This window comes from Methylorubrum sp. GM97 (genome assembly GCF_024347855.1).
Lineage (GTDB): Bacteria > Pseudomonadota > Alphaproteobacteria > Rhizobiales > Beijerinckiaceae > Methylobacterium > Methylobacterium extorquens.
In genome coordinates, this window is the sequence record NZ_AP025942.1 from 2,051,277 (window position 1) to 2,069,837 (window position 18,561).

The following is an 18,561-nucleotide window of genomic DNA, read 5'->3' on the forward strand; positions in this document are numbered from 1 at the left end:
TGAGCGACGGGGCCGCGGGGGCCATGTCGCTCCAGCCGATGTGGACGCAGGCGCGCGAGACGACGCGCCGGAAACGACAGGGAGGACGCCGATGGTCGCTCGCTTGAGGGCAGGACTGGGATGCGCGCTGCTCGCGGGCGTGTCGCTCGGGAGCGCAGGGAGCGCACAAGCCTTTACCGCCTACGTCACCAACGAGAAGGCCAACACCGTCTCGGTCATCGACACCGAGACCCTGGCGGTGACCGGGACCTGGAAGGTCGGGCGGCGCCCGCGCGGCGTGACGCTCTCCAAGGACGACAAGGAGCTGTTCGTCTGCGCCAGCGACGACGACCGCATCGACGTGCTCGACACCGCGACCGGCAAGGTGGTCCGCTCCCTGCGCTCGGGGCCCGACCCGGAACAGTTCATCCTCGATCAGAGCGGCAACCCGCTCTACGTCGCCAACGAGGACGACAGCCAAGTCACCATCCTCGACATCGAGAAGAACAAGGTTTTGGCCGAGGTGCCGGTGGGCGTCGAGCCAGAGGGGATGGGCCTGTCGCCGGACGGCAAGATCCTCGTGAACACCTCCGAAACCACCAACATGGCCCACTTCATCGACACCAAGACCTTCGAGGTGATCGACAACGTGCTGGTCGATGCCCGGCCGCGCTTCGCCGAGTTCTCGGCGGACGGCAAGTTCCTCTGGGTCTCAGCGGAGGTCGGCGGCACGGTCTCGGTGATCGACGTGGCCACCCGCAAGGTCATCAAGAAGATCACCTTCAAGATTCCGAGCGTCACCGATGAGCAGATCCAGCCCGTCGGCGTGCGCCTGACCAAGGACGGCACCCGCGCCTTCGTCGCGCTCGGGCCGGCCAACCGCGTCGCGGTGGTCGATGCCAAGACCTACGAGGTGCAGAAATACCTGCCCGTCGGCCAGCGCGTCTGGCAGCTCGCCTTCACGCCCGACGAGAAGCAGCTCTACACGACCAACGGCACCTCCAACGACGTTTCGGTCATCGACGTCGAGGGGCTGAAGGTGGTGAAAAGCATCCCGGTCGGGTTGCTGCCCTGGGGCGTGGCGATCTCGAAGAAGTAAGTTCAGTTCGCCGGCTAAGGCATCGTCCCGAAAGGTGGTTGCCGGCTTGTCCGAGAAGGCGATGCAAGAACAAAAAACCGGAGGAAGCAAGATGAGATGGACGACGCGCCTCGGCCTCGCCGCCGCGGCCCTGATGCTGGCCGCCGCCCCGGCCGGTGCCCTTGACCTCACCAAGAAGCGGCAGAACCTGCCTGACCTCGTGCTCGGCAACGAGGAGGGCAACGACTTCGTGGTCGAGAACAAGGATATCGAGCTGGAAGCCGGCAAGGCCTACCGCCTGCGCATCGTCGCCAAGGGGCGGCAGGAGTACAAATTCTACGCGCCCGAATTCTTCCGCTACATCTGGTTTAATCAGATCGTGATCGAGCACAAAGAGATCCATGGCGGCGGCCCGCCCGACCATCTCGAGTTCGACGATCCCGGCGAGATCGCCATCGAGTTCGTCGCCATCAAGCCGGGTGCCTACAAGTGGTACGCGCAAGGGCTTGAGGAAAAGGGCATGGCCGGCACGATTACGGTGAAGTGAGGGGGGATATCTCATGATGCGCACACGCACCTCCCTTGCCGTACCGAGAGGTTTTCGCGGCAGCGCCCTGCTTGCCCTCGTGGTGCTTGCGACCCCGGCGCTCGCCGACGACAAGGCCGCCTGCGCCGACGGCATCGCCGCGGTGAAGGCGCGCGTCGAGAAGCTGGCGCCCGAGGCCGTCCCGCAGAAGCTCAAGCGTGCGCTGAAGATCGCCGAGCGTGAGCAAGGCGAGGGCGAGTTCGACGAGTGCCTGGAAGCGCTCGACGACGCCAAGCGGGCGCTGCCGAAATGAGCGCGGCTCTTGAGGTCGCCGGCGTCAGCCACCGCTTCGGCCAGCGCGCCGCGCTGTCCGACGTGTCGATCACCGTCGAGCGCGGGCACTTCATGGCGCTGCTCGGGCCCAACGGCGCGGGCAAGACTACGTTGTTCTCGGTGATTACCCGGCTCTACAACAATCAGGAGGGCCGGGTCTCGATCCTCGGCCATCCCCTCGACCGTGAGCCGTCGCGGGCGCTCGCCGGCCTCGGCGTGGTGTTCCAGGCGCGGACGCTGGATACCGACCTCACCGTCGCGCAAAACCTGCATTACCACGCCAGCCTGCACGGCATCGGCCGGGCGGCGGCGCGTGCGCGCATCGAGACCCTGCTCGCCCGCGTCGGCCTCGCCGAGCGGCGCGACGACAAGATCCGCACCCTTTCCGGGGGCCAGTCGCGGCGCATCGAGATCGCCCGCTCGCTGATCCACGCGCCGCGCCTGCTGCTGCTCGACGAGCCGACCGTCGGGCTCGATCTCGAATCGCGCGCCGACATCGTCGCCATCGTCCGCGCCCTGGTGCGGGAGGAGGGGCTCTCGGTGCTGTGGGCGACCCACATCTTCGAGGAGATTTCGCCCGAGGACGACGCCGTGGTCCTGCACAAGGGTCGCATCGTCGCCCGTGGCCGCGCCGGGGAGATCGGTGGGCCCGGCGAGACGCTGGAAGCCGCCTTCCGCCGCCTCGTCGCCGAACCCGACAAGAGAGCCGTGAAGTCCGCCGCATGAGGTCTCCCTCGAATCCCGCCGTCGCAGCCCGTGCCGAGGACGGCGCGAAGCCCGTGCCCCATGCGGGCCGGCTCGATGCGGTCGGCTACCTCATCGCGCTCGGCGGGATCGTCCGCCGCGAGCTGCTGCGTTTCTTCCACCAGAAGGAGCGCTTCTTCTCGGCGATGGTGCGCCCGCTGGTCTGGCTGTTCATCTTCGCGGCGGGCTTCCGCAACACGCTCGGCACCTCGATCACGCCGCCCTACGAGACCTACGTGCTCTACGAGGCCTACGTGGTGCCGGGGCTCGCGGTGATGATCCAGCTCTTCAACGGCATGCAATCCTCGCTCTCGATGGTCTACGATCGCGAGGTCGGCTCGATGAAGGTGCTGCTCACCTCGCCCTATCCGCGCTGGTCGCTGCTGCTGGCCAAGCTGGTCGCGGGCGTCAGCGTCTCCATCGTCCAGGCCTACGCGTTCCTCGCGATCGCATGGTTCTGGGAGACCGGCATTCCGCCCCTCGGCTACCTCGCCGCCCTGCCGGCCTTTCTGGCCTCGGGGTTGATGCTTGGGGCGATCGGCCTGTTCCTGTCCTCGCTGGTGCGGCAACTTGAGAACTTCGCAAGCGTCATGAATTTCGTGATCTTCCCGATGTTCTTTGCCTCTTCTGCCCTATATCCGCTCTGGCAGGTTCGGGCATCGAGCGAGTGGCTCTATCTCATCTGCCAGGCCAACCCGTTCACCCACGCGGTCGAATTGGTGCGTTTCGCTCTCTACGGGCGCTTCGAGCCGGTCGCCTGCGCCGTTGTGGTCGGCACCGGCCTCCTGTTCTTCACCCTTGCCGCAATCGCCTACGATCCGGGCCGCGGCATCATGGCCCGGCGCGGCGGACCGGCCGGCGAAGCCGCCTGAGAGACCTCCCATGATCCCTCGTTCCGTTCGTGCCCCGCTTTGCCTCGCCCTGATCCTCGCGGCGGGGCCCGTGCTCGCGCAGCCCAAGGCCGATCCGGATTGGCCCTGCCCGCAGCGCAAGGTGACGACGCTGGGCTACGGCTCGTTCTGGACCGGGCCGGACCTCGCTGAAGCCGGTGAATGGGGCAGCGACCGCGAGGCGGCCCAGCTTGCCCGCAAGCTCGCCTCTCGCCGCACCGAATTGCGCGAGGTCGACACCCTGCTCGATGAATTCGCGCAGAAGGCCGATCCGGCCGAGAAGGGCAAGCGCCTGACCCGCGTCTTCGCCGGGGTGTTCGAGATCATCAACGGCGAGCGCAGCACGGTGATGAACGGGATCAGCCGCTACGCCCAGGGCCAGCGCCGTCTCGCCGAACGCATCCGCGACGAGGCGGACAAGGTGAGCGAGTTCAAGGACAGCCCGGAATCCGACTCCACCAAGGTCGCCTCCAAGGAGGTCGCGGACCTGGAAAGCCGGTTCAACTGGGATCGCCGCATCTTCGACGAGCGCAACCAGTCGGTCTCCTACGTCTGCGAGGTGCCGACGATTCTGGAGCAGCGCCTGGGCGAGATCGCCCGCCGCATCCAGGCGCATCTCTGACCCGCTTTCGGTCGGAAGCGACGAAGCCGTTTCCGCCGAACGCCGCGGCACGAGCCTATCGAGCCGGCCGGTTCGCGATTTCGTGCCGGGATTCGGGCCGGGCCGCAGCCGTCGAAGCGATTTGCCTCGAGAACGGCCGCCGGCCATCTGATGCCCGGCGCGACGCGGCCTCGGCGTGAGCGGCATGACTTCGCACTGCGCTCCGTGATCGACTATCTTGGTCGCGCCGAAGCGGCGGGATGCGGGGCAACCCGTTTTTTTGGCGAAAGAGACTCGGCGCAATCCTGGTCGGAACGAGCGGCTAAAGCCGATCGAAGCTTGCCGAATGATCCCGGTAAAGTCTGCCTTTTTGTCCGTAAGTCTTTGACGGAACGGCAGAAATATGTTGCCAGAACACCACGCGCCGGCGGAAGCTTGAGCGTCCCATCATAATTGGTCCCGTAGAAGCCTGGCAGCGATTGTCGTTGCCCCCCTCCTTCAGCAACATCCGGCAACGGTTCCGCTCGAACGGGCCGCAAGCACGAATGATAAGGGCTGGGGAATGACAATGCGGGTGCTGCGAGGCAGCCTCATCGCATCGGTTGCACTGCTTCCGGGACATGTGATGGCGCAAGGCGCGGGCGGTGGACAGGCCGTGACGCTCGAAGAGATCAGCGTCGTCTCGAACACGCCGGTTGCGGCCTCGCGCCGGGTCGTCGCCACCCAGACCCCGTCGGGTCTGCGCGAAGTCACGATCCTCGATGGTATCGACCGCAACAAGCTGCCGCAGAACACGAGCGTGCTGACCTCGGGCGACGTCTCGCGCGTCGGCTTCCCGAGCACGGTGCGGGCGCTCGACGAGCGCGTCGGCTCGATCAGCGTCAACAACGCCCAGGGCAATCCCTTCCAGCCGACGATCACCTATCGCGGCTTCGAGGCCTCGCCGCTCGGCGGCTCGCCGCAGGGCGTGGCCGTCTATCTCAACGGTGCTCGTTTCAACACCTCGTTCGGCGACACGGTGCAGTGGGATCTGATCCCCGACATCGCCGTCGATCGGATCGAGCTGGAGGGCTCGAACCCGGCCTTCGGCCTCAACGCGCTTGGCGGCTCGCTGGCGGTGACGCTCAAGAACGGCTTCACCTACCAGGGCAGCGAGATCAACGTGCTCGGCGGCTCGTTCGGCCGCGGCGCGGTGGCGTTCCAGCACGGCCAGCGCATCGACAATATCGGCCTCTACGTCGCCGGCACCAAGCTCGGCGAGGACGGCTGGCGCAAGCACTCGCCGTCGCGGCTCAACCAGATCTACGCCGATCTCGGCGTGCAGGGTGAGAAGAGCGAATTCCACTTCAACGTCATAGGCGCCAGCAACAGCCTGACCGGCAACGGCACCGCCCCGGTCGAGCTGCTGAAGGCCGACCGCAGCGACGTCTTCACCTATCCCGACCAGACCAAGAACGACTTCCTGCGCTTCCAGCTCTCCGGCACCTACGACGTCACGCCGACCATCACCGTGCAGGGCAACGCCTATTACGGCCTGTTCCGCCAGCGCACCGCCAACGGCGACGCCGCCGACGTGGAGAATTGCGAGGTCGATGAGCGTTTCGTCTGCTCCGAGGGCGCGGACGACAACCAGTTCTTCCTGCGTGACCGCACCGGCAGCCCCGTGCGGACCGACCGGCTGCGCACCTTCAACTTCGGCGGGATCAACCCGACTTTCGCCGACCGCTTCGACGAGGGTGGACCCTACGCCTTCCTCAACCAGACCCGTACCAGCACCGACAATTTCGGCGCCACGGTCCAGACCGTGATCCGCGAGACGCTGTTCGGCCTGCCGAACCGCTTCGTGCTCGGCGGCCAGTATGACGGCGGCCGCACCCGCTTCGGGGCCGACAACTCCATCGGCGGCCTGACCCTCGATCGCGGCTTCTCGCCCCCCGGCATCGTCGTCTCCAGCGACGACGGCATCATCACCCCCGTCTCGGTCCACACCTCGAACGATTACGGCGGCATCTACTTCTCGAACAACACCGATTTGACCGACCGGCTGACCCTGACGCTGCAGGGCCGGTTCAACATGGCCAAGATCGTCCTGCGCGACCAGATCGGCACGGCGCTGAACGGCGACCACTACTACCAGCGCTTCAACCCCGGCGTCGGCGCGACCTACAAGGTCATCCCCGACTACCTCGTCGCCTACGGCGGCTACACGGAAGCCAACCGCGCCCCGACCCCGGCCGAACTCTCCTGCGCCGATCCGCTGGCGCCCTGCTCGCTCACCAACTTCTTCGTCGGCGACCCGCCGCTGAAGCAGGTCGTGGCGCGCACCGTCGAGGCCGGTGTCCGCGGCCGCATCCCGCAGCCCGACGAATATTTCGGCGGTATCCTGTCGTGGAAGGCCGGCTTCTTCTCGACCCGCAACGACGACGACATCCTGTTCGTGCCGGCCCCCGACACGATCGGCCGCGCCTTCTTCCGCAACGTCGGCTCGACCAAGCGGCAGGGCGTCGAGGCGAGCCTGTTCTACAACGCGCCGCGCTGGAACGCCTTCATCGACTACGCCTTCGTCGATGCGACCTTCGAGTCGCCGGTCGAACTCGCCGCGCCCGGCAACCCGTTCAACAGCGCGGGCGGCGACGAGAGCGGTGTCGTGCTCGTGCGTCCGGGCAACCGCCTGCCCGGCGTCGCGCCGCACCAGCTCAAGGTCGGCGTGCAGTATCAGGTGACGCCGGAATGGCGGGTCGGCGCGCTCGCGCGCTTCGCCACGGGCAAGTTCCTCGTCGGCGATCCGACCAACCAGAACAAGACCACCGGCGATTTCGCGGTGGTCGGCCTCAACACGAGCTACCGCGTGGCGTCGAACATCGAACTCTACGGCTACATCGAGAACGCCTTCAACGCCAACTACGCCACCTTCGGCACCTTCTCGCCGGTGAACGAGGTGCCGATCGTCCGGGTGCCCAACGCCACCTCGAACCGCAGCCTCGCGCCCGGTGCGCCGGTGGCGGCCTTCGGCGGCCTGCGCATCTTGTTCGAGCCGCCGCCGGCCGCCCCCGTGGTGGAGCCGTTCCCGCTGGTCCGGAAGGGCTGAGCGGGTCTTAAGAACCGAGCATGCTCCTGGACCGAATCCGGTCCGGGACATCTCTTGATTCACGCAAGCGGCGCGGTTCTCCTGGATCGCGCCGCTTCCATATTTGACCCTGACTCCAGGGTTTTCGGCTGGGCGGGACCTGCGAATTCCATCCTGCCTATTGCCAATTTCTCCCGGGCAAGTTACGCAATCTAAGCGAGGCCGAACGGCCGCTCGTCCGGTGGCATGTTTGCCTGAGGCATGGCGGTCGCGAGCGTCTCCGCGATTTTGCCGTTTGCCCGGTTTCGCCGGGCCTCTTCGATCAGGAGTTTGCCCCGATGGCGTTCCGCCTCTCCTCTGCCGTTCTGCTCGCTGCGCTCGTCGCCGCTCCGGCCTACGCCGCCCCGACGACGACCACGAAGGTCGATATCGCCGCCTTCGATCCGGACAAGGACGGCACGATCGATCTGAAGGAGGCCCTGGCCGCCGGCTCCGCTGCCTTCGACAAGCTCGATCCGGATAAGGACGGCACGCTCGACGCTAAGGAGCTGAAGGGCCGCGTCAGCGAGGCCGACCTCAAGAAGCTCGACCCGGACAACGACGGCACCCTCGACAAGAAGGAATACCTTGCCGCCGTCGAGGCGCAGTTCAAGGCCGCTAACCCGGACAACGACGGCACCATCGACGCTAGGGAATTGGCCAGCCCGGCCGGTTCGGCCCTGGTCAATCTGATCCGCTAAATTTCCCGACGCTTCGTGCGGGACGAAAAGGGGTGCGGATCGCGAGATCCGCACCCCTTTTTCATGTCCGTCAGCCCTTCTCCGGGCCGTGGGCGAAGCGTCGCAGAGCGGAACTCTGAGGGGCCTTCGAGGACTGTTCCGACCGAAGCGAGCGGTCACGGGACCGACTCGTCACAAGTTGATCTGGAGGAGCCCCAACCCCATGCGCATTGCCCTGACCTTGCCCGTTGCCCTCGCCGTCCTCGTCACCGCGGGCCCCGCCCTGGCCGTCAGCTGCAAGGACGACATCTCCACGGTGGAGCGCCGGCTCAACAGCGCCGGTGCGGAGCAGGTGACCGGCAAGGAGCCGCCGGGCGGCGTCACCTCCTCGAACTCGCCCAAGGCCCTCGACAAGCCGCCGGCCGGTGCCCCGTCCGATCCCTCGACCAAGCCGACGAAGGCGGGTGTGGAAGAGGCGCGTACCCTGCTCGCCAAGGCGAAGGAACAGGAGAAGGCCGGCCAGGAGACCGCCTGCCAGGACACGATGACCAAGGTGAAGGAGAAGGCCGGCGCGCTGCCGTAATCCGGCGCCACGGCCCGATCTCAATTATCTCTTCGGAAATGAAGAGGCCCAGGACTGCGCTCTGGCGGTCCTGGGCCTCGTCCCGTTCGGGTCTCAAGGATCCTCAATACGCGTTGTCGGTCTTAAAGAGCGCGAGCGGCGTGGTGAGCAGGATCTTGAGGTCGAACAGGATCGACCAATTCTCGATGTAGTGCAGGTCGTGCTCAACCCGGCGCTGGAGCTTCTCGCTGGTGTCGGTCTCGCCGCGCCAGCCATTGATCTGCGCCCAGCCGGTGATGCCGGGTTTGACCTTGTGGCGTGCGAAGTACCCGTCCACCACCTGGTCGTAGAGGGTGTTCGCCGCCTTGGCCTGGACCGCATGCGGGCGCGGCCCGACCAGCGAGAGATCGCCGCGGATCACGTTGAACAGCTGCGGCAGCTCATCCAGCGATGTCTTGCGGATGAAGCGGCCCACGGGCGTCACCCGGGCATCGGTCTTGGTAACGAGCTGCGATGCGCCCGCGTCGCAGAGATCGACATACATCGAGCGGAACTTGAAGATCTCGATCAGCTCGTTGTTGAAGCCGTAGCGCTTCTGCCGGAACAGCACCGGCCCCGGCGAGGTGAGCTTCACGGCGAGCGCCACGGCGATCATCGCCGGTGAAAGGGCTAGCAGCAGCAGCAGGCCGACGACGCGGTCGAACGCGCCCTTCAGGATGACGTCCCAATCGGCCAGCGGCTTGTCGAAGACGTCGAGCAGCGGCACGCCGCCGAGATAGGAATAGGCGCGCGGGCGCAGGCGCAGCTTGGTCGCGTGGGCCGAGAGGCGGATATCGACCGGCAGAACCGAGAGCTTGGCGAGCATCTGCAGGATGCGCGTCTCGGCCGAGATCGGCAGGGTGAACACCACGAGATCGACGGGCGCGTGACGGGCGTAGGTGACGAGGTCGCTGACATTGCCGAGCTTGGGGTAGCCGGCGACGTCCGTGCTGGATCGGTCATCGCCCCGGTCATCGAAGATCCCGATGATGCGGATGCCGTTGTCGCCGCTCGCTTCCAGGGCATGGATCAGTTCCACGGCCGCCGGTCCGCCGCCGACGATCGCGGTACGACGGTCGAAGCGCCCCTTGGCCATTTGCATACGCACGAAGGCTGAAAGCGCCGCGCGTCCGCCGAGCAGGATGCCGAGGCCGGCCATGTAGTAGCTGAGCAGCCAGATCCGGGAGTAATGGTCGGCGACCTTGGCCAGCACCATGGCCGCGGCCACCATCAGGAACGCGATGGACCAGCCGGTGGCGAGCTTCACCGCCGTTCTCGGCAGATCGCGGAATGCGCTGATCCGGTAACTGCCCGAAGCCTGGAAAAGTCCGAGCGCCGCCAAGGTCACCGCCAGAATGGCGGCGTGGTAGCGCGGGGCGAGGGGCACGACACCGCGCAGCAAGGCCTGATGCAGGGCCAAGCCAAGCAGGATTAAGCCGCAGAATTCAGCCAGCCGCACGCAACCGGCGAGCACGACCGGCGACAGCCAAGCCCCTTTCGGTGGGGTTGGCGCAGGGTTCGACGCGGACGGCGCGGAATCAGAATTCTCGTCGCTGTAGAGCACGAGCGGCGTCGGCACGGATGTGAGTGCGCCGTTCTCCCTCGCGACCTTCAGCAGATCCCGAACGTCGATGGCGCTCATCGGAATGTTCCACGTGAAAACATCGAGCCTCCCCGGTCGTCGAGTGTGCCGCATCGACCTTCACGAAAGCCTAATGCGCGGACGGACCGGGCTGTGGAAAACGGGGACATCGAACGTACCGCCGTCCGCGCTCAAGCCGTCGCCGGGACAGACGCCGTCCGCGTGCGTTTCGCGCTGAAAGCGGCCGCGTAGCCGCACAGCACGTCGGTCGCCATGCGGTTCATGGAGAAACGGGTGCGCAGCGAATTGCTGAGCGCCCGTGCGCGGCCCTGCCGGCGTGATGGCTCCTCATCGAGGATGTGGAGGATCGCGGCGCTCAGAGCTTCGCAATCACCAGGCGGGACCAGATCGGAGGAGAAGGCCCCGAAGATTTCCGGAATGCCGCCGACATTGGTCGCCACGAGGGGCTGGCCGGCCGCCGCAGCCTCCAGCACGACATAGGGCAGGGATTCCGCCAGAGAGGGCACCACCATGACGCGGCCGCGTCCGAGCACCGGCCGGATCGCCTGGGGCGGCTCGAACGCGATGGCATGGCGCAGACCGAGATTCTCGGCCATCGCGGCGATGCTCTCAGTATCGGGCCCGGAGCCGACCATCAGGAGCCGGAGCTCGCGGCCCTGTCCCCGCAGCCGCGCGAGCGCCCGCAACAGCACCGGCAATCCCTTGGCCTCGCGCAGTTCACCGACATAGACAAGATCGAACGGGTCATCCGCCGTCTCCACCGCGGCGAACTCGGCTTCCGCGATGCCGTTATGGACGATGCGCTCGAGGCGCGGCGAGCCTCCGGCGAAGGCGGCATGACGCGAAGCGACGTACTCGCTCTCGAACAGGAACAGGTCGGTCGCCCGCGCCATCACCTGCTCGGCGGCCATGTAGACCCGGTGGAGGGTCGTGCCCGGACGGTAGTTGTAGCTGCCGCCGTGCGGGGTATAGGCGCGGATCACGCCGCGCCCGGCCCTGCCGAGCGGGGCGAGGCGGGCAAAGACGCCGCCTTTCGCGCCATGGCCGTGCAACACATCGGCGCCGACGGCGAGGGCTTGCGATCGCACGGTGCGCAAGACGTGAAGGTCGCTCGCATGCGGGTTCCGGCGCATCGGAACGCGCGTGACGCCGAGAGCGAGGTAGGGGGTCAGATCCGCCAGAGTCCGTTCGGCCCGCTCGCCGCCGGTCGAGGCGTCGCAGACAAGGCCAACGGCGTGCCCGGCCTCCGCCTGAAGGCGGGTGAGATCGATGACATGGCGAAACAGGCCGCCCACTGGGGCCCGGAACACATGGAGGATGCGGTGCCGCTCACCGGTGCCGACGCGGGACGACAGGTCCGCGATCGCGTGACCCGTCGGACCCTGTGGCGTCAGGGCGGCGGTCAGAGGAGCGGCGAAAGGAGAGGCCACGGCAGTCGGTCTCCGCGCGGGCGGCCCCGATGCGGGGCCCGAACCGGCGGAAGATCGTCATGGCGCGGTCAGCACCCGGTTAAAGGGCAAGCGCAAACGGTAGGCAGAGGCCTCTGCCGGCCGGCTTTCGTGGATCGCGGTTAGGGGTTGGTGAACGCCGCGATGGGCCGGCTCAGAAGAACCGCTCCTTGACGACGATCGTGTCGCCCGGCCGCACCGGGTAGGACATCGGGACGATGCCGTTGATGAGCCCGCCCTGACCCTCGCGGGTCAGCACCGCGTAGTCGCGTGCCGCCCGTGGGCCGAAGCCCGCGGCGATGGCCACGGCCGTCTCGACGGTCATGCCGTTGACGTAAGGGTATTGCCCCGAGGTCGTCACCTCACCGAGGATGTAGAAGGGCCGATAGGCATCGACCTCGACGGTCACGTGCGGCTCGCGCACATAGCCTGCGGCGAGCTTCGATTCGATCAGCCGGGCGGCCTGCGCGGTCGTCTGCCCGCCGACCTGAACCACGCCGATCAGCGGCATCGCGATCCGCCCGCCGCCATCGACCGCGTAGATGTTGGACAGGTTGTCCTGCCCGAACACGATGACCCGAAGCTTGTCGCCCGCCGCCAGGGAGTAGCGCGTGCCGATGGAACCGGTGCCGGTGGCATCGAGATCGACGGTCCGGAAATCCGGACGCAGGCAGCCGCCGAGCGCGAGGACGGACGGAAGGGCCAGGAGAAATGCGCGCCGCTGCATCGCCATCGCCGTTGTGAAGAACCTCGGCGTTACTTAACGGCGCATGGTTAACGAATGCTGATCCGGCCGCGCGACCGACCGGAATCACAACTCGAGTTCGGCCTCTCGTCTCGAATGCCGACGACGGCCGGCTGCGGCTCTTAACGGGAAGTCAACCTTAACGACCTCAACTGACCCAAGACGGATCGATCACCCCGATCCGCGTCCTGCCTTCGTAAAGACTGCCCATGCCGCGCCTCAGGCTGTCGACCGATCCGTCTCTTCCGCCCTCCGGCGGGCCCGGTGGGCCCGGCGATGGATTGGCGGTGGCGCAGATTGGCGGCGTCCTGCGCCGCTCCTGGGCCTGGATCGCCGTGCCGACGCTCGTGGCAGCGATCGGGGCGGGCGTCTTCGTGCAGGTGGTGACCCCGCGCTACACCGGCGAAGCCAAGGTTCTGCTGGAAAGCCGCGATCCCGCCTTCGCCCGCACCGCCGCCGAGCGGACGGACCAGACCCAGCCGATCGACGAGCAGGCCGTCGCGAGCCAAGTCCAGGTGGCGATGTCGCGCGACATCGCCCGCGAAGCGATTCGCAGCCTGAAGCTGGTCGGAAATCCCGAATTCGATCCGGAGGCCGAGGGCAGCTCGGCGATCCGGCGCACGCTGATGATGCTCGGGCTCGTCTCGGCGCCGATGGATCGTCCGTCCGAGGATCGCATCCTCGAAAGCTACCTCGACCATCTGCTGGTCTATCCGGTCGGCAAGTCGCGCATCCTCGCCGTCGAGTTCCGCTCGCGCGATCCCGAACTCGCCGCGCGCGGCGCCAACACGGTGGCGGACCTCTATCTCGCCTCGCTGGAGGCGGCCTCCGTTGATACCGCCCGTTACGCCTCGACCTGGCTCGGCAACAACATCGCGAACCTGCGCGCCCGCGTGGCCGAAGCCGAGGCGAAGGTCGAAGCGTTCCGCGCCAAGCACGGCCTGATCGGCACGGGCAGCAGCGCGGCGGCTCAGCCGCTCTCGTCCCAGCAGCTCTCCGAATTGTCGAGCCAGCTCTCGCAGGCCCGCACGATCCAAGCCGACCTGACCGCCCGCGCCAAGCTCCTCAAGGACATGATCAAGGAGGGCCGTGCCTTCGAGATCCCCGATGTCGCCAACAACGAGTTGATTCGGCGCACCGTCGAGAGCCGCATGGCGATGCGTGCGCAACTCGCTCTCGAATCGCGCACGCTGCTGCCGGCCCACCCGCGCATCAAGGAGCTGACGGCCCAGGTCCAGGATCTCGAGAATCAGATCAAGGCCGCCGCCGAGCGGGTGGTGCGCACCCTCGAGAACGACGCCAAGATCGCGGGCGCTCGGGTCGAGAGCCTGCGCGCGGCGGTCGAGGGACAGCAGGATGTGGTCGCCAAGGGCAACACCAGCGAGGTGGAGCTGCGCGCCCTGGAGCGCGAGGCGAAATCCCAGCGCGAACAGCTCGAATCCTATCTCGCCCGCTACCGCGAGGCCGCCGCGCGTGACGCCGAGAATGCCAGCCCGGCTAATGCCCGCGTGGTGTCCCGTGCGATCGTGCCCGATCTGCCGTCCTTCCCCAAGAAGCTGCCGATCGTCGCTTTCGCCACGATGCTGGCCTTCCTGCTCGCGAGCGCAGGGGTCATCGGCCGCCATCTCCTCGTCACGCCGGCCGGGCCGGGCGGAGACCGCACCGGGGATGAGGGAGAGCCCCTCGTTCAAAGCACCCGGACCGATCGCCCGCGCGACTTCTACCCCGAGCCGGAGCCGCCCCCGTCGCGCCGCCCTGTCTACGAGCCGGTCTATGGCGGGGCCTATCCGGCCTCGGCGGCGGAACGCTTCGCGCCGGCCCTCGCCTTTGCCCATTCCCTGAGGGCGACAGCAACAGTTCATCACCCGGTCTTCGCCAGCACGGCGCCGATCGGAGCCGAGGCGGCCGCGCAAGCGGATGCGGCGAAAACGGACAAGGAAGGGCTCGGCGTCCCCGCCAAATCCTCCGCCTCCTCTGCCGATCTCGACGGGCTGATCGCCCGACTGGAGAACGGAACGGGCAAGGGGCAGGGCGAGGGGCAGGGCAAGGGGCCGTTGGCCGGTCCGTCCAAGGGGGGCTGTGTGCTCGTGGTCGAAACCCCGCGCGCCGACGGCACGCCCGGCCTCGCCTCCAATCTCGCCCGGGTGCTTGGTCCGCGCTACCAGACGCTGCTGGTCGATGTGAACGGCGTCGTCTCCGGGCCGTCCGAGCCGGGACTGACCGATCTGGTGGCCGGTGCGGCCGACTTCCTCGACGTGATCCAGCCGGTGCGGGGTTCGCGTCTCCACGCGGTGAAGCGCGGCGCCGCGCCTCTCGATGTGCTGGTGGAGGAGCCGCAAGGCCTCGCCATCGGGCTCAACGCCCTGTCGCAGAGTTACGATTGGGTGCTGTGCCGCCTCGATGCGCGCCATGCCGAGGACGGTGCCGAACTCATTCCCGCGGTCGGACCCTGCATGGATTCGATCGTGATCGCCTCGGATGCTCCGTCCGACGACCCGGATCTGGTCTCGCTCTATCGCCTCGCCAAGGAAACCGGTGTGGCCCGGGTGGTGGTTGCCCGGCATGGCGAGGACGCGGACCTCACGCCGAGCCTGGAAGGGACGTCTCTGCGGCTCTCGGCCTGACGCACCGACGGACCTTCGAAGAGGCGGGGCGCCGGTTCAGCAACCTGTCCCATGCTCGTCTTCCGCCGCGGCCATCGCAGCGGCGATGCGCAGGGCCCAGAGGTTGGTCTCCACAAGGGCCGCGAGAGCAACGCCCGCGGCGATCGCGGAAACCGAGAGCAGGATTGGCACGGTATCTCCCCGAATCAGGGCGGTGGTTCCGCCGGTCCAGATCGGAGGGACCGGCGGAACCGCCGAGCCTCGCTAAGGGGGGCCGCGTTCGACCCGGCCCAATCACCTTGCCTGCTCAGAGAAATAGCTGCTTTAACAAAATTTATAGTTGTGTCGCCTCGTTCGGCCAACGTTCAGATGTCGGACTTGGCGGCACCCCTTACGTGCCATGGCCGGATCGAGGCAAGTCCCTGATTTATCGATTTAATTCCAAGGGCGAGTTCCGTATGAGAGCGATCGATCTTGCCTTCATGACAGTATGCGGCAGAACGCCGCACACCCTACGCCACGACCTTTGCTGGCGGACTGAACACAACCCGCCGTCGATCCTGTCGGCTCAACCCTAGAACGGCAGCTTCATGCCGGGCGGCAGCGGCAGACCCTTCGTCAGCTCCGCCATCTTTTCCTGGGCGGTCGCCTCAGCCTTGCCGCGGGCGTCGCTGCAGGCGGCGACGATCAGGTCTTCAAGGATTTCCCGTTCGTCGGCGACCATCAGGCTTGGATCGATCGAAACGCCGAGCACCTGACCCTTGGCCGTCATCCGTACGGTCACGGCGCCGCCGCCGGAGGCGCCCGACACCTCGACCGCTTCGAGCTCGGACTGAACCGAGGCCATCTTCTCCTGCATGGCCTGGGCCTGCTTCATGATGCCCATGAGGTCGCGCATGGTGGGTTCGCTCCGGTTCCGGTCGAGAAAGGGTCGGCTCCCCGCACTTAGGCGCAGGGGCCCGAGCTTGCCAGGGTGAGGCATGAGCCTCAGGCGTCGTCGTCGGTCTCTTCGGGCGGAGGGGCTGCCGGCCCGGCGCCGTTCGCCGCGGCATCGGCGCTGTCGGTCTCCGGCGCCTTGTCTCGCACATCGACGATCTGTGCGCCGGGGAAGCGCGACAGAACTTCCCGCACCAGCGGGTGGGCGGCGGCGTTCTGGTGGCGCGTTTCCTCGGCCGCCCGCGTGTTTTCCGCGAGCGTCGGCGCACCCTGCTCCTTGGAGAGGGCCACCAGCCAGCGCCGTCCGGTCCAGGCATCGAGGGCGCGGGCGAGATCGGTCGGGAGGCTCTGCCGGCCGCCGGGGGCGAGTCGGAACTCGATCCGCCCCTCCTCGAAGCGCACCAGATGCACGTCACGCTCCAGCGCCACCTTGAGGGCGATGTCGCGGGCGGCCTCGGCCTGGGCGACCACGTCCTCGAAGCGCCCGAGCCGCGGACCGGCCGGGGCCACCGGAGCCGGGCGCGATGCGGGTTGCGGCGCCGCGGCGGAGACGGGGGAGGGCACCGCGGCCAGGGTCGGCCGAGGCGAGGGCTGCGGGGCGGGCGGCGCCATCTGCAGTGCGGCCGAGCCGTGCGAGGCCATGGGGGAGCCGCCGTCGCGTCCGAGGCTCGGGCGAGCGGCGCCGTTGCCCTCGGACGAGGCGATGTCGGCCCGAAGCTGGCGCAGGGCCTCGTCGGGCGTCGGCAGGTCGGCGGCATAGGCGAGCCGCACGATCGCCATCTCGGCGGCGGCGAGCGGGCGGGGCGCGGCCTGCACTTCGGGCAGCGCCTTCAGCAGGATCTGCCACGCCCGCGACAGGGCCCGCACCGGCAGGCGCCCGGCAAACGCGACGCCGCGCACGCGCTCCGCCTCGCTTAAGGTGGGGTCGGCCTCGGCCCCCGGCACGAGCTTGAGGCGGGTGACGAGATGGGTGAAGCCGGCGAGGTCCGAGAGCACGACCGCCGGGTCGGCGCCCGCGTCGTACTGGGCGCGGATCTCGGCGAAGGCGGCCGGCACGTCGCCGCGCATCACGGCCTCGAACAGATCGACGATGCGTGAACGGTCGGCGAGGCCGAGCATGTCGCGCACACCCGCAGCCGAGACCGCGCCCGCCCCATGGGCGATGGCCTGATCGAGCAGCGAGAGCGCGTCGCGCACCGAGCCCTCGGCGGCGCGGGTGACGGCGGCGAGCGCCTCGTCCTCGGCCTCCACCCCTTCCGCGGCGCAGATCTTCTTCAGGTGGGCGGCGAGCACGTCGGCCTCGACCCGGCGTAGATCGAAGCGTTGGCAGCGCGACAGGATCGTCACCGGAACCTTGCGGATCTCGGTGGTCGCGAACACGAACTTGGCGTGGGGCGGCGGCTCCTCCAGCGTCTTCAGGAAGGCGTTGAATGCCTTCTCCGAGAGCATGTGGACCTCGTCGACGATGTAGACCTTGTAGCGGGCCGAGACCGGCGAGTAGCGGATGCCGTCGATGATGCCGCGCACGTCGTCGATGCCGGTATGCGAGGCCGCGTCCATCTCCAGCACATCCATGTGCCGGGATTCCATGATCGCCTGGCAGTGCTGGCCGAGCTCCGGCATCGACACGGTGGGGCCGGTATCCGGCTGGCCGGTGCGCAGGTAGTTGAGGCCGCGGGCGAGGATGCGGGCGGTGGTCGTCTTGCCGACGCCGCGCACGCCCGTGAGCATCCAGGCCTGCGGGATGCGGTTGGCCGCAAAGGCGTTGCCCAGCGTGCGCACCATGGCGCCCTGGCCGATCAGGTCATCGAAGGTCTGAGGGCGATATTTTCGCGCCAACACCCGGTAAGGCGTCGTGGCCGGCACGGGCGCGGGGGTGGGCATGCCGGGCAGGCCCGGCTCGTCGGTGAGCGTGCCGTGCGTCTCGTCCATGCCGCCGTTCGGATTTTCGGAAGAGGCCGGGCCGTCCAGCTCAAGCGGACGGCGAGGGTGGGAGGCTGGACGAAGACCCGCTCGGTCTCGTTAGGGCTGCTTCCTTCCGGACCTGACCCGGTTGGCGAGTGAAACGTCCCTCGCCAACCTCCCGCGCCGTATATGACGGCCCGCGCGGCGGGATGCAAGCGGGTTGCCTCCCTCCGACAGCACCGCCATGCTTCGGGAAAGAGAGAGGCCAAGGCAGGGAAAGGCCATGCGGATGACCACGATCCCGGTGCGCCTCACCGTCCTCGCGCTGCTTGCGAGCCTGTCCGTGCCCGCCGGCGCGCAGGATCGGGCCGGAGGGCCGGCACAGGAGGGGGCGCCAAAAGATTGGCAGGGCCGTTACCGCTACGAGCACGCGGCCGGCCGCACGGCCGGCGGCACGGACATCGTCGTGACTTACGACCTCGTCCTGCTGCCGCCCGATGTCAGCGACGGATGCGTTCTGACGGTGCGGGGCTTCCAGGCCGACGAGACGCTCCGCTGCCGGACCCGCCGGGAGGGGCAGGATCTCGCGTTGACGTTCGATCGCTACGGCGATGGCAGAACGGTCAACAGGTACGGGGTGGCGGTCTACAAGCCGGGCCAGCCCCTCTTCACCCTTGCCAAGGGTGGGGCGTTGGTCACGCGCTGGCAGGGCCTCAAGCCGGACGGGCAGGGCGTGGCCGATCGCGGCGCTTACTTCAAAAGGGTGCGGTAGTCCCGGAGAGG

17 protein-coding genes and 1 other RNA gene are annotated in these 18,561 nt (G+C 67.8%); 11 read left to right on the forward strand and 7 right to left on the reverse strand.

Annotated elements, in window-relative coordinates:
- Positions 1-91 precede the first annotated feature (91 nt).
- From MSPGM_RS09620 to MSPGM_RS09660, 9 genes are all read left to right on the forward strand, one after another.
- Positions 92-1,078: a YVTN family beta-propeller repeat protein gene (locus MSPGM_RS09620; protein WP_003601810.1), complete on the forward strand. Its 987-nt coding sequence runs from the start codon at positions 92-94 to the stop codon at positions 1,076-1,078.
- Positions 1,079-1,169: 91 nt separating this feature from the next.
- Positions 1,170-1,604: a hypothetical protein gene (locus tag MSPGM_RS09625; protein WP_003601808.1), complete on the forward strand. Its 435-nt coding sequence runs from the start codon at positions 1,170-1,172 to the stop codon at positions 1,602-1,604.
- A 13-nt stretch (positions 1,605-1,617) separates the two neighbouring features.
- Positions 1,618-1,896: a hypothetical protein gene (locus MSPGM_RS09630; protein WP_003601806.1), complete on the forward strand. Its 279-nt coding sequence runs from the start codon at positions 1,618-1,620 to the stop codon at positions 1,894-1,896.
- Entirely contained in the window at positions 1,893-2,642 is a 750-nt protein-coding gene (locus MSPGM_RS09635) for an ABC transporter ATP-binding protein (RefSeq protein WP_003601804.1), read from the forward strand. Before MSPGM_RS09630 ends, MSPGM_RS09635 begins: the two co-directional genes overlap by 4 nt.
- A complete protein-coding gene (locus MSPGM_RS09640; protein ID WP_012752622.1) occupies positions 2,639-3,532 on the forward strand; it encodes an ABC transporter permease in 894 nt (297 codons plus the stop codon). The genes MSPGM_RS09635 and MSPGM_RS09640 overlap by 4 nt, the downstream gene beginning before the upstream one ends.
- A 10-nt stretch (positions 3,533-3,542) precedes the next feature.
- A complete protein-coding gene (locus MSPGM_RS09645) occupies positions 3,543-4,172 on the forward strand; it encodes a hypothetical protein (protein WP_003601801.1) in 630 nt (209 codons plus the stop codon).
- A 547-nt stretch (positions 4,173-4,719) separates the two neighbouring features.
- Positions 4,720-7,239: a TonB-dependent receptor gene (locus MSPGM_RS09650; RefSeq protein WP_003601798.1), complete on the forward strand. Its 2,520-nt coding sequence runs from the start codon at positions 4,720-4,722 to the stop codon at positions 7,237-7,239.
- A gap of 317 nt (positions 7,240-7,556) precedes the next feature.
- Complete coding sequence (locus MSPGM_RS09655; RefSeq protein WP_003601797.1) at positions 7,557-7,958, forward strand: EF-hand domain-containing protein; 402 nt, start codon at positions 7,557-7,559, stop codon at positions 7,956-7,958.
- 202 nt (positions 7,959-8,160) lie between these two features.
- A complete protein-coding gene (locus MSPGM_RS09660; RefSeq protein ID WP_003601795.1) occupies positions 8,161-8,520 on the forward strand; it encodes a hypothetical protein in 360 nt (119 codons plus the stop codon).
- A 103-nt stretch (positions 8,521-8,623) separates the two neighbouring features.
- On the opposite strand, the gene MSPGM_RS09665 is transcribed toward MSPGM_RS09660, so the two are convergent.
- The 3 genes from MSPGM_RS09665 to MSPGM_RS09675 all read right to left on the reverse strand — a co-directional run bounded on the left by MSPGM_RS09665 (position 8,624) and on the right by MSPGM_RS09675 (position 12,322).
- Complete coding sequence (locus MSPGM_RS09665) at positions 8,624-10,180, reverse strand: undecaprenyl-phosphate glucose phosphotransferase (RefSeq protein WP_003601794.1); 1,557 nt, start codon at positions 10,178-10,180, stop codon at positions 8,624-8,626.
- A 131-nt stretch (positions 10,181-10,311) separates the two neighbouring features.
- On the reverse strand, positions 10,312-11,571 hold the full coding sequence (locus tag MSPGM_RS09670; RefSeq protein WP_003601792.1) for a glycosyltransferase family 4 protein: 1,260 nt from the start codon (positions 11,569-11,571) through the stop codon (positions 10,312-10,314).
- 172 nt (positions 11,572-11,743) lie between these two features.
- Positions 11,744-12,322, reverse strand: coding sequence for a polysaccharide biosynthesis/export family protein (locus MSPGM_RS09675; protein WP_003601790.1), 579 nt, complete (start codon positions 12,320-12,322; stop codon positions 11,744-11,746).
- 221 nt (positions 12,323-12,543) lie between these two features.
- On the opposite strand from MSPGM_RS09675, the gene MSPGM_RS09680 reads away from it, so the two are divergent.
- The gene (locus MSPGM_RS09680; RefSeq protein ID WP_012752624.1) at positions 12,544-14,958 is read left to right on the forward strand and encodes a GumC family protein; all 2,415 of its coding nucleotides are present in this window, start codon (positions 12,544-12,546) and stop codon (positions 14,956-14,958) included.
- Between the two features lie 36 nt (positions 14,959-14,994).
- Here MSPGM_RS09680 and MSPGM_RS09685 read toward each other — a convergent pair whose 3' ends face one another.
- From MSPGM_RS09685 to ffs, 4 genes are all read right to left on the reverse strand, one after another.
- On the reverse strand, positions 14,995-15,129 hold the full coding sequence (locus tag MSPGM_RS09685; protein WP_003601786.1) for a hypothetical protein: 135 nt from the start codon (positions 15,127-15,129) through the stop codon (positions 14,995-14,997).
- Positions 15,130-15,511: 382 nt separating this feature from the next.
- Entirely contained in the window at positions 15,512-15,835 is a 324-nt protein-coding gene (locus MSPGM_RS09690) for a YbaB/EbfC family nucleoid-associated protein (RefSeq protein WP_003601785.1), read from the reverse strand.
- 89 nt (positions 15,836-15,924) lie between these two features.
- Positions 15,925-17,805 (reverse strand): DNA polymerase III subunit gamma/tau, encoded by a 1,881-nt coding sequence (locus MSPGM_RS09695; protein ID WP_012752625.1) that lies wholly within the window; start codon positions 17,803-17,805, stop codon positions 15,925-15,927.
- Between the two features lie 55 nt (positions 17,806-17,860).
- Positions 17,861-17,959, reverse strand: an RNA gene (gene ffs, locus MSPGM_RS09700) — signal recognition particle sRNA small type.
- A gap of 102 nt (positions 17,960-18,061) precedes the next feature.
- Here ffs and MSPGM_RS09705 point away from each other — a divergent pair.
- Positions 18,062-18,550 carry a DUF5991 domain-containing protein gene (locus MSPGM_RS09705; protein ID WP_003607157.1) on the forward strand — a complete coding sequence of 163 codons (489 nt, stop codon included), beginning with the start codon at positions 18,062-18,064 and terminating at the stop codon, positions 18,548-18,550.
- Positions 18,551-18,561 lie beyond the last annotated feature (11 nt).

What these genes read in the sequence shown, in the direction of transcription:
- MSPGM_RS09620 (WP_003601810.1), top strand. Translation starts at nt 92, where the DNA reads ATGGTCGCTCGCTTGAGGGCAGGACTGGGATGCGCGCTGCTCGCGGGC.
- MSPGM_RS09625 (WP_003601808.1), top strand. Translation starts at nt 1,170, where the DNA reads ATGAGATGGACGACGCGCCTCGGCCTCGCCGCCGCGGCCCTGATGCTG.
- MSPGM_RS09630 (WP_003601806.1), top strand. Translation starts at nt 1,618, where the DNA reads ATGATGCGCACACGCACCTCCCTTGCCGTACCGAGAGGTTTTCGCGGC.
- MSPGM_RS09635 (WP_003601804.1), top strand. Translation starts at nt 1,893, where the DNA reads ATGAGCGCGGCTCTTGAGGTCGCCGGCGTCAGCCACCGCTTCGGCCAG.
- MSPGM_RS09640 (WP_012752622.1), top strand. Translation starts at nt 2,639, where the DNA reads ATGAGGTCTCCCTCGAATCCCGCCGTCGCAGCCCGTGCCGAGGACGGC.
- MSPGM_RS09645 (WP_003601801.1), top strand. Translation starts at nt 3,543, where the DNA reads ATGATCCCTCGTTCCGTTCGTGCCCCGCTTTGCCTCGCCCTGATCCTC.
- MSPGM_RS09650 (WP_003601798.1), top strand. Translation starts at nt 4,720, where the DNA reads ATGCGGGTGCTGCGAGGCAGCCTCATCGCATCGGTTGCACTGCTTCCG.
- MSPGM_RS09655 (WP_003601797.1), top strand. Translation starts at nt 7,557, where the DNA reads ATGGCGTTCCGCCTCTCCTCTGCCGTTCTGCTCGCTGCGCTCGTCGCC.
- MSPGM_RS09660 (WP_003601795.1), top strand. Translation starts at nt 8,161, where the DNA reads ATGCGCATTGCCCTGACCTTGCCCGTTGCCCTCGCCGTCCTCGTCACC.
- MSPGM_RS09665 (WP_003601794.1), bottom strand. Translation starts at nt 10,180, where the DNA reads ATGAGCGCCATCGACGTTCGGGATCTGCTGAAGGTCGCGAGGGAGAAC.
- MSPGM_RS09675 (WP_003601790.1), bottom strand. Translation starts at nt 12,322, where the DNA reads ATGGCGATGCAGCGGCGCGCATTTCTCCTGGCCCTTCCGTCCGTCCTC.
- MSPGM_RS09680 (WP_012752624.1), top strand. Translation starts at nt 12,544, where the DNA reads ATGCCGCGCCTCAGGCTGTCGACCGATCCGTCTCTTCCGCCCTCCGGC.
- MSPGM_RS09690 (WP_003601785.1), bottom strand. Translation starts at nt 15,835, where the DNA reads ATGCGCGACCTCATGGGCATCATGAAGCAGGCCCAGGCCATGCAGGAG.
- MSPGM_RS09695 (WP_012752625.1), bottom strand. Translation starts at nt 17,805, where the DNA reads ATGGACGAGACGCACGGCACGCTCACCGACGAGCCGGGCCTGCCCGGC.
- MSPGM_RS09705 (WP_003607157.1), top strand. Translation starts at nt 18,062, where the DNA reads ATGCGGATGACCACGATCCCGGTGCGCCTCACCGTCCTCGCGCTGCTT.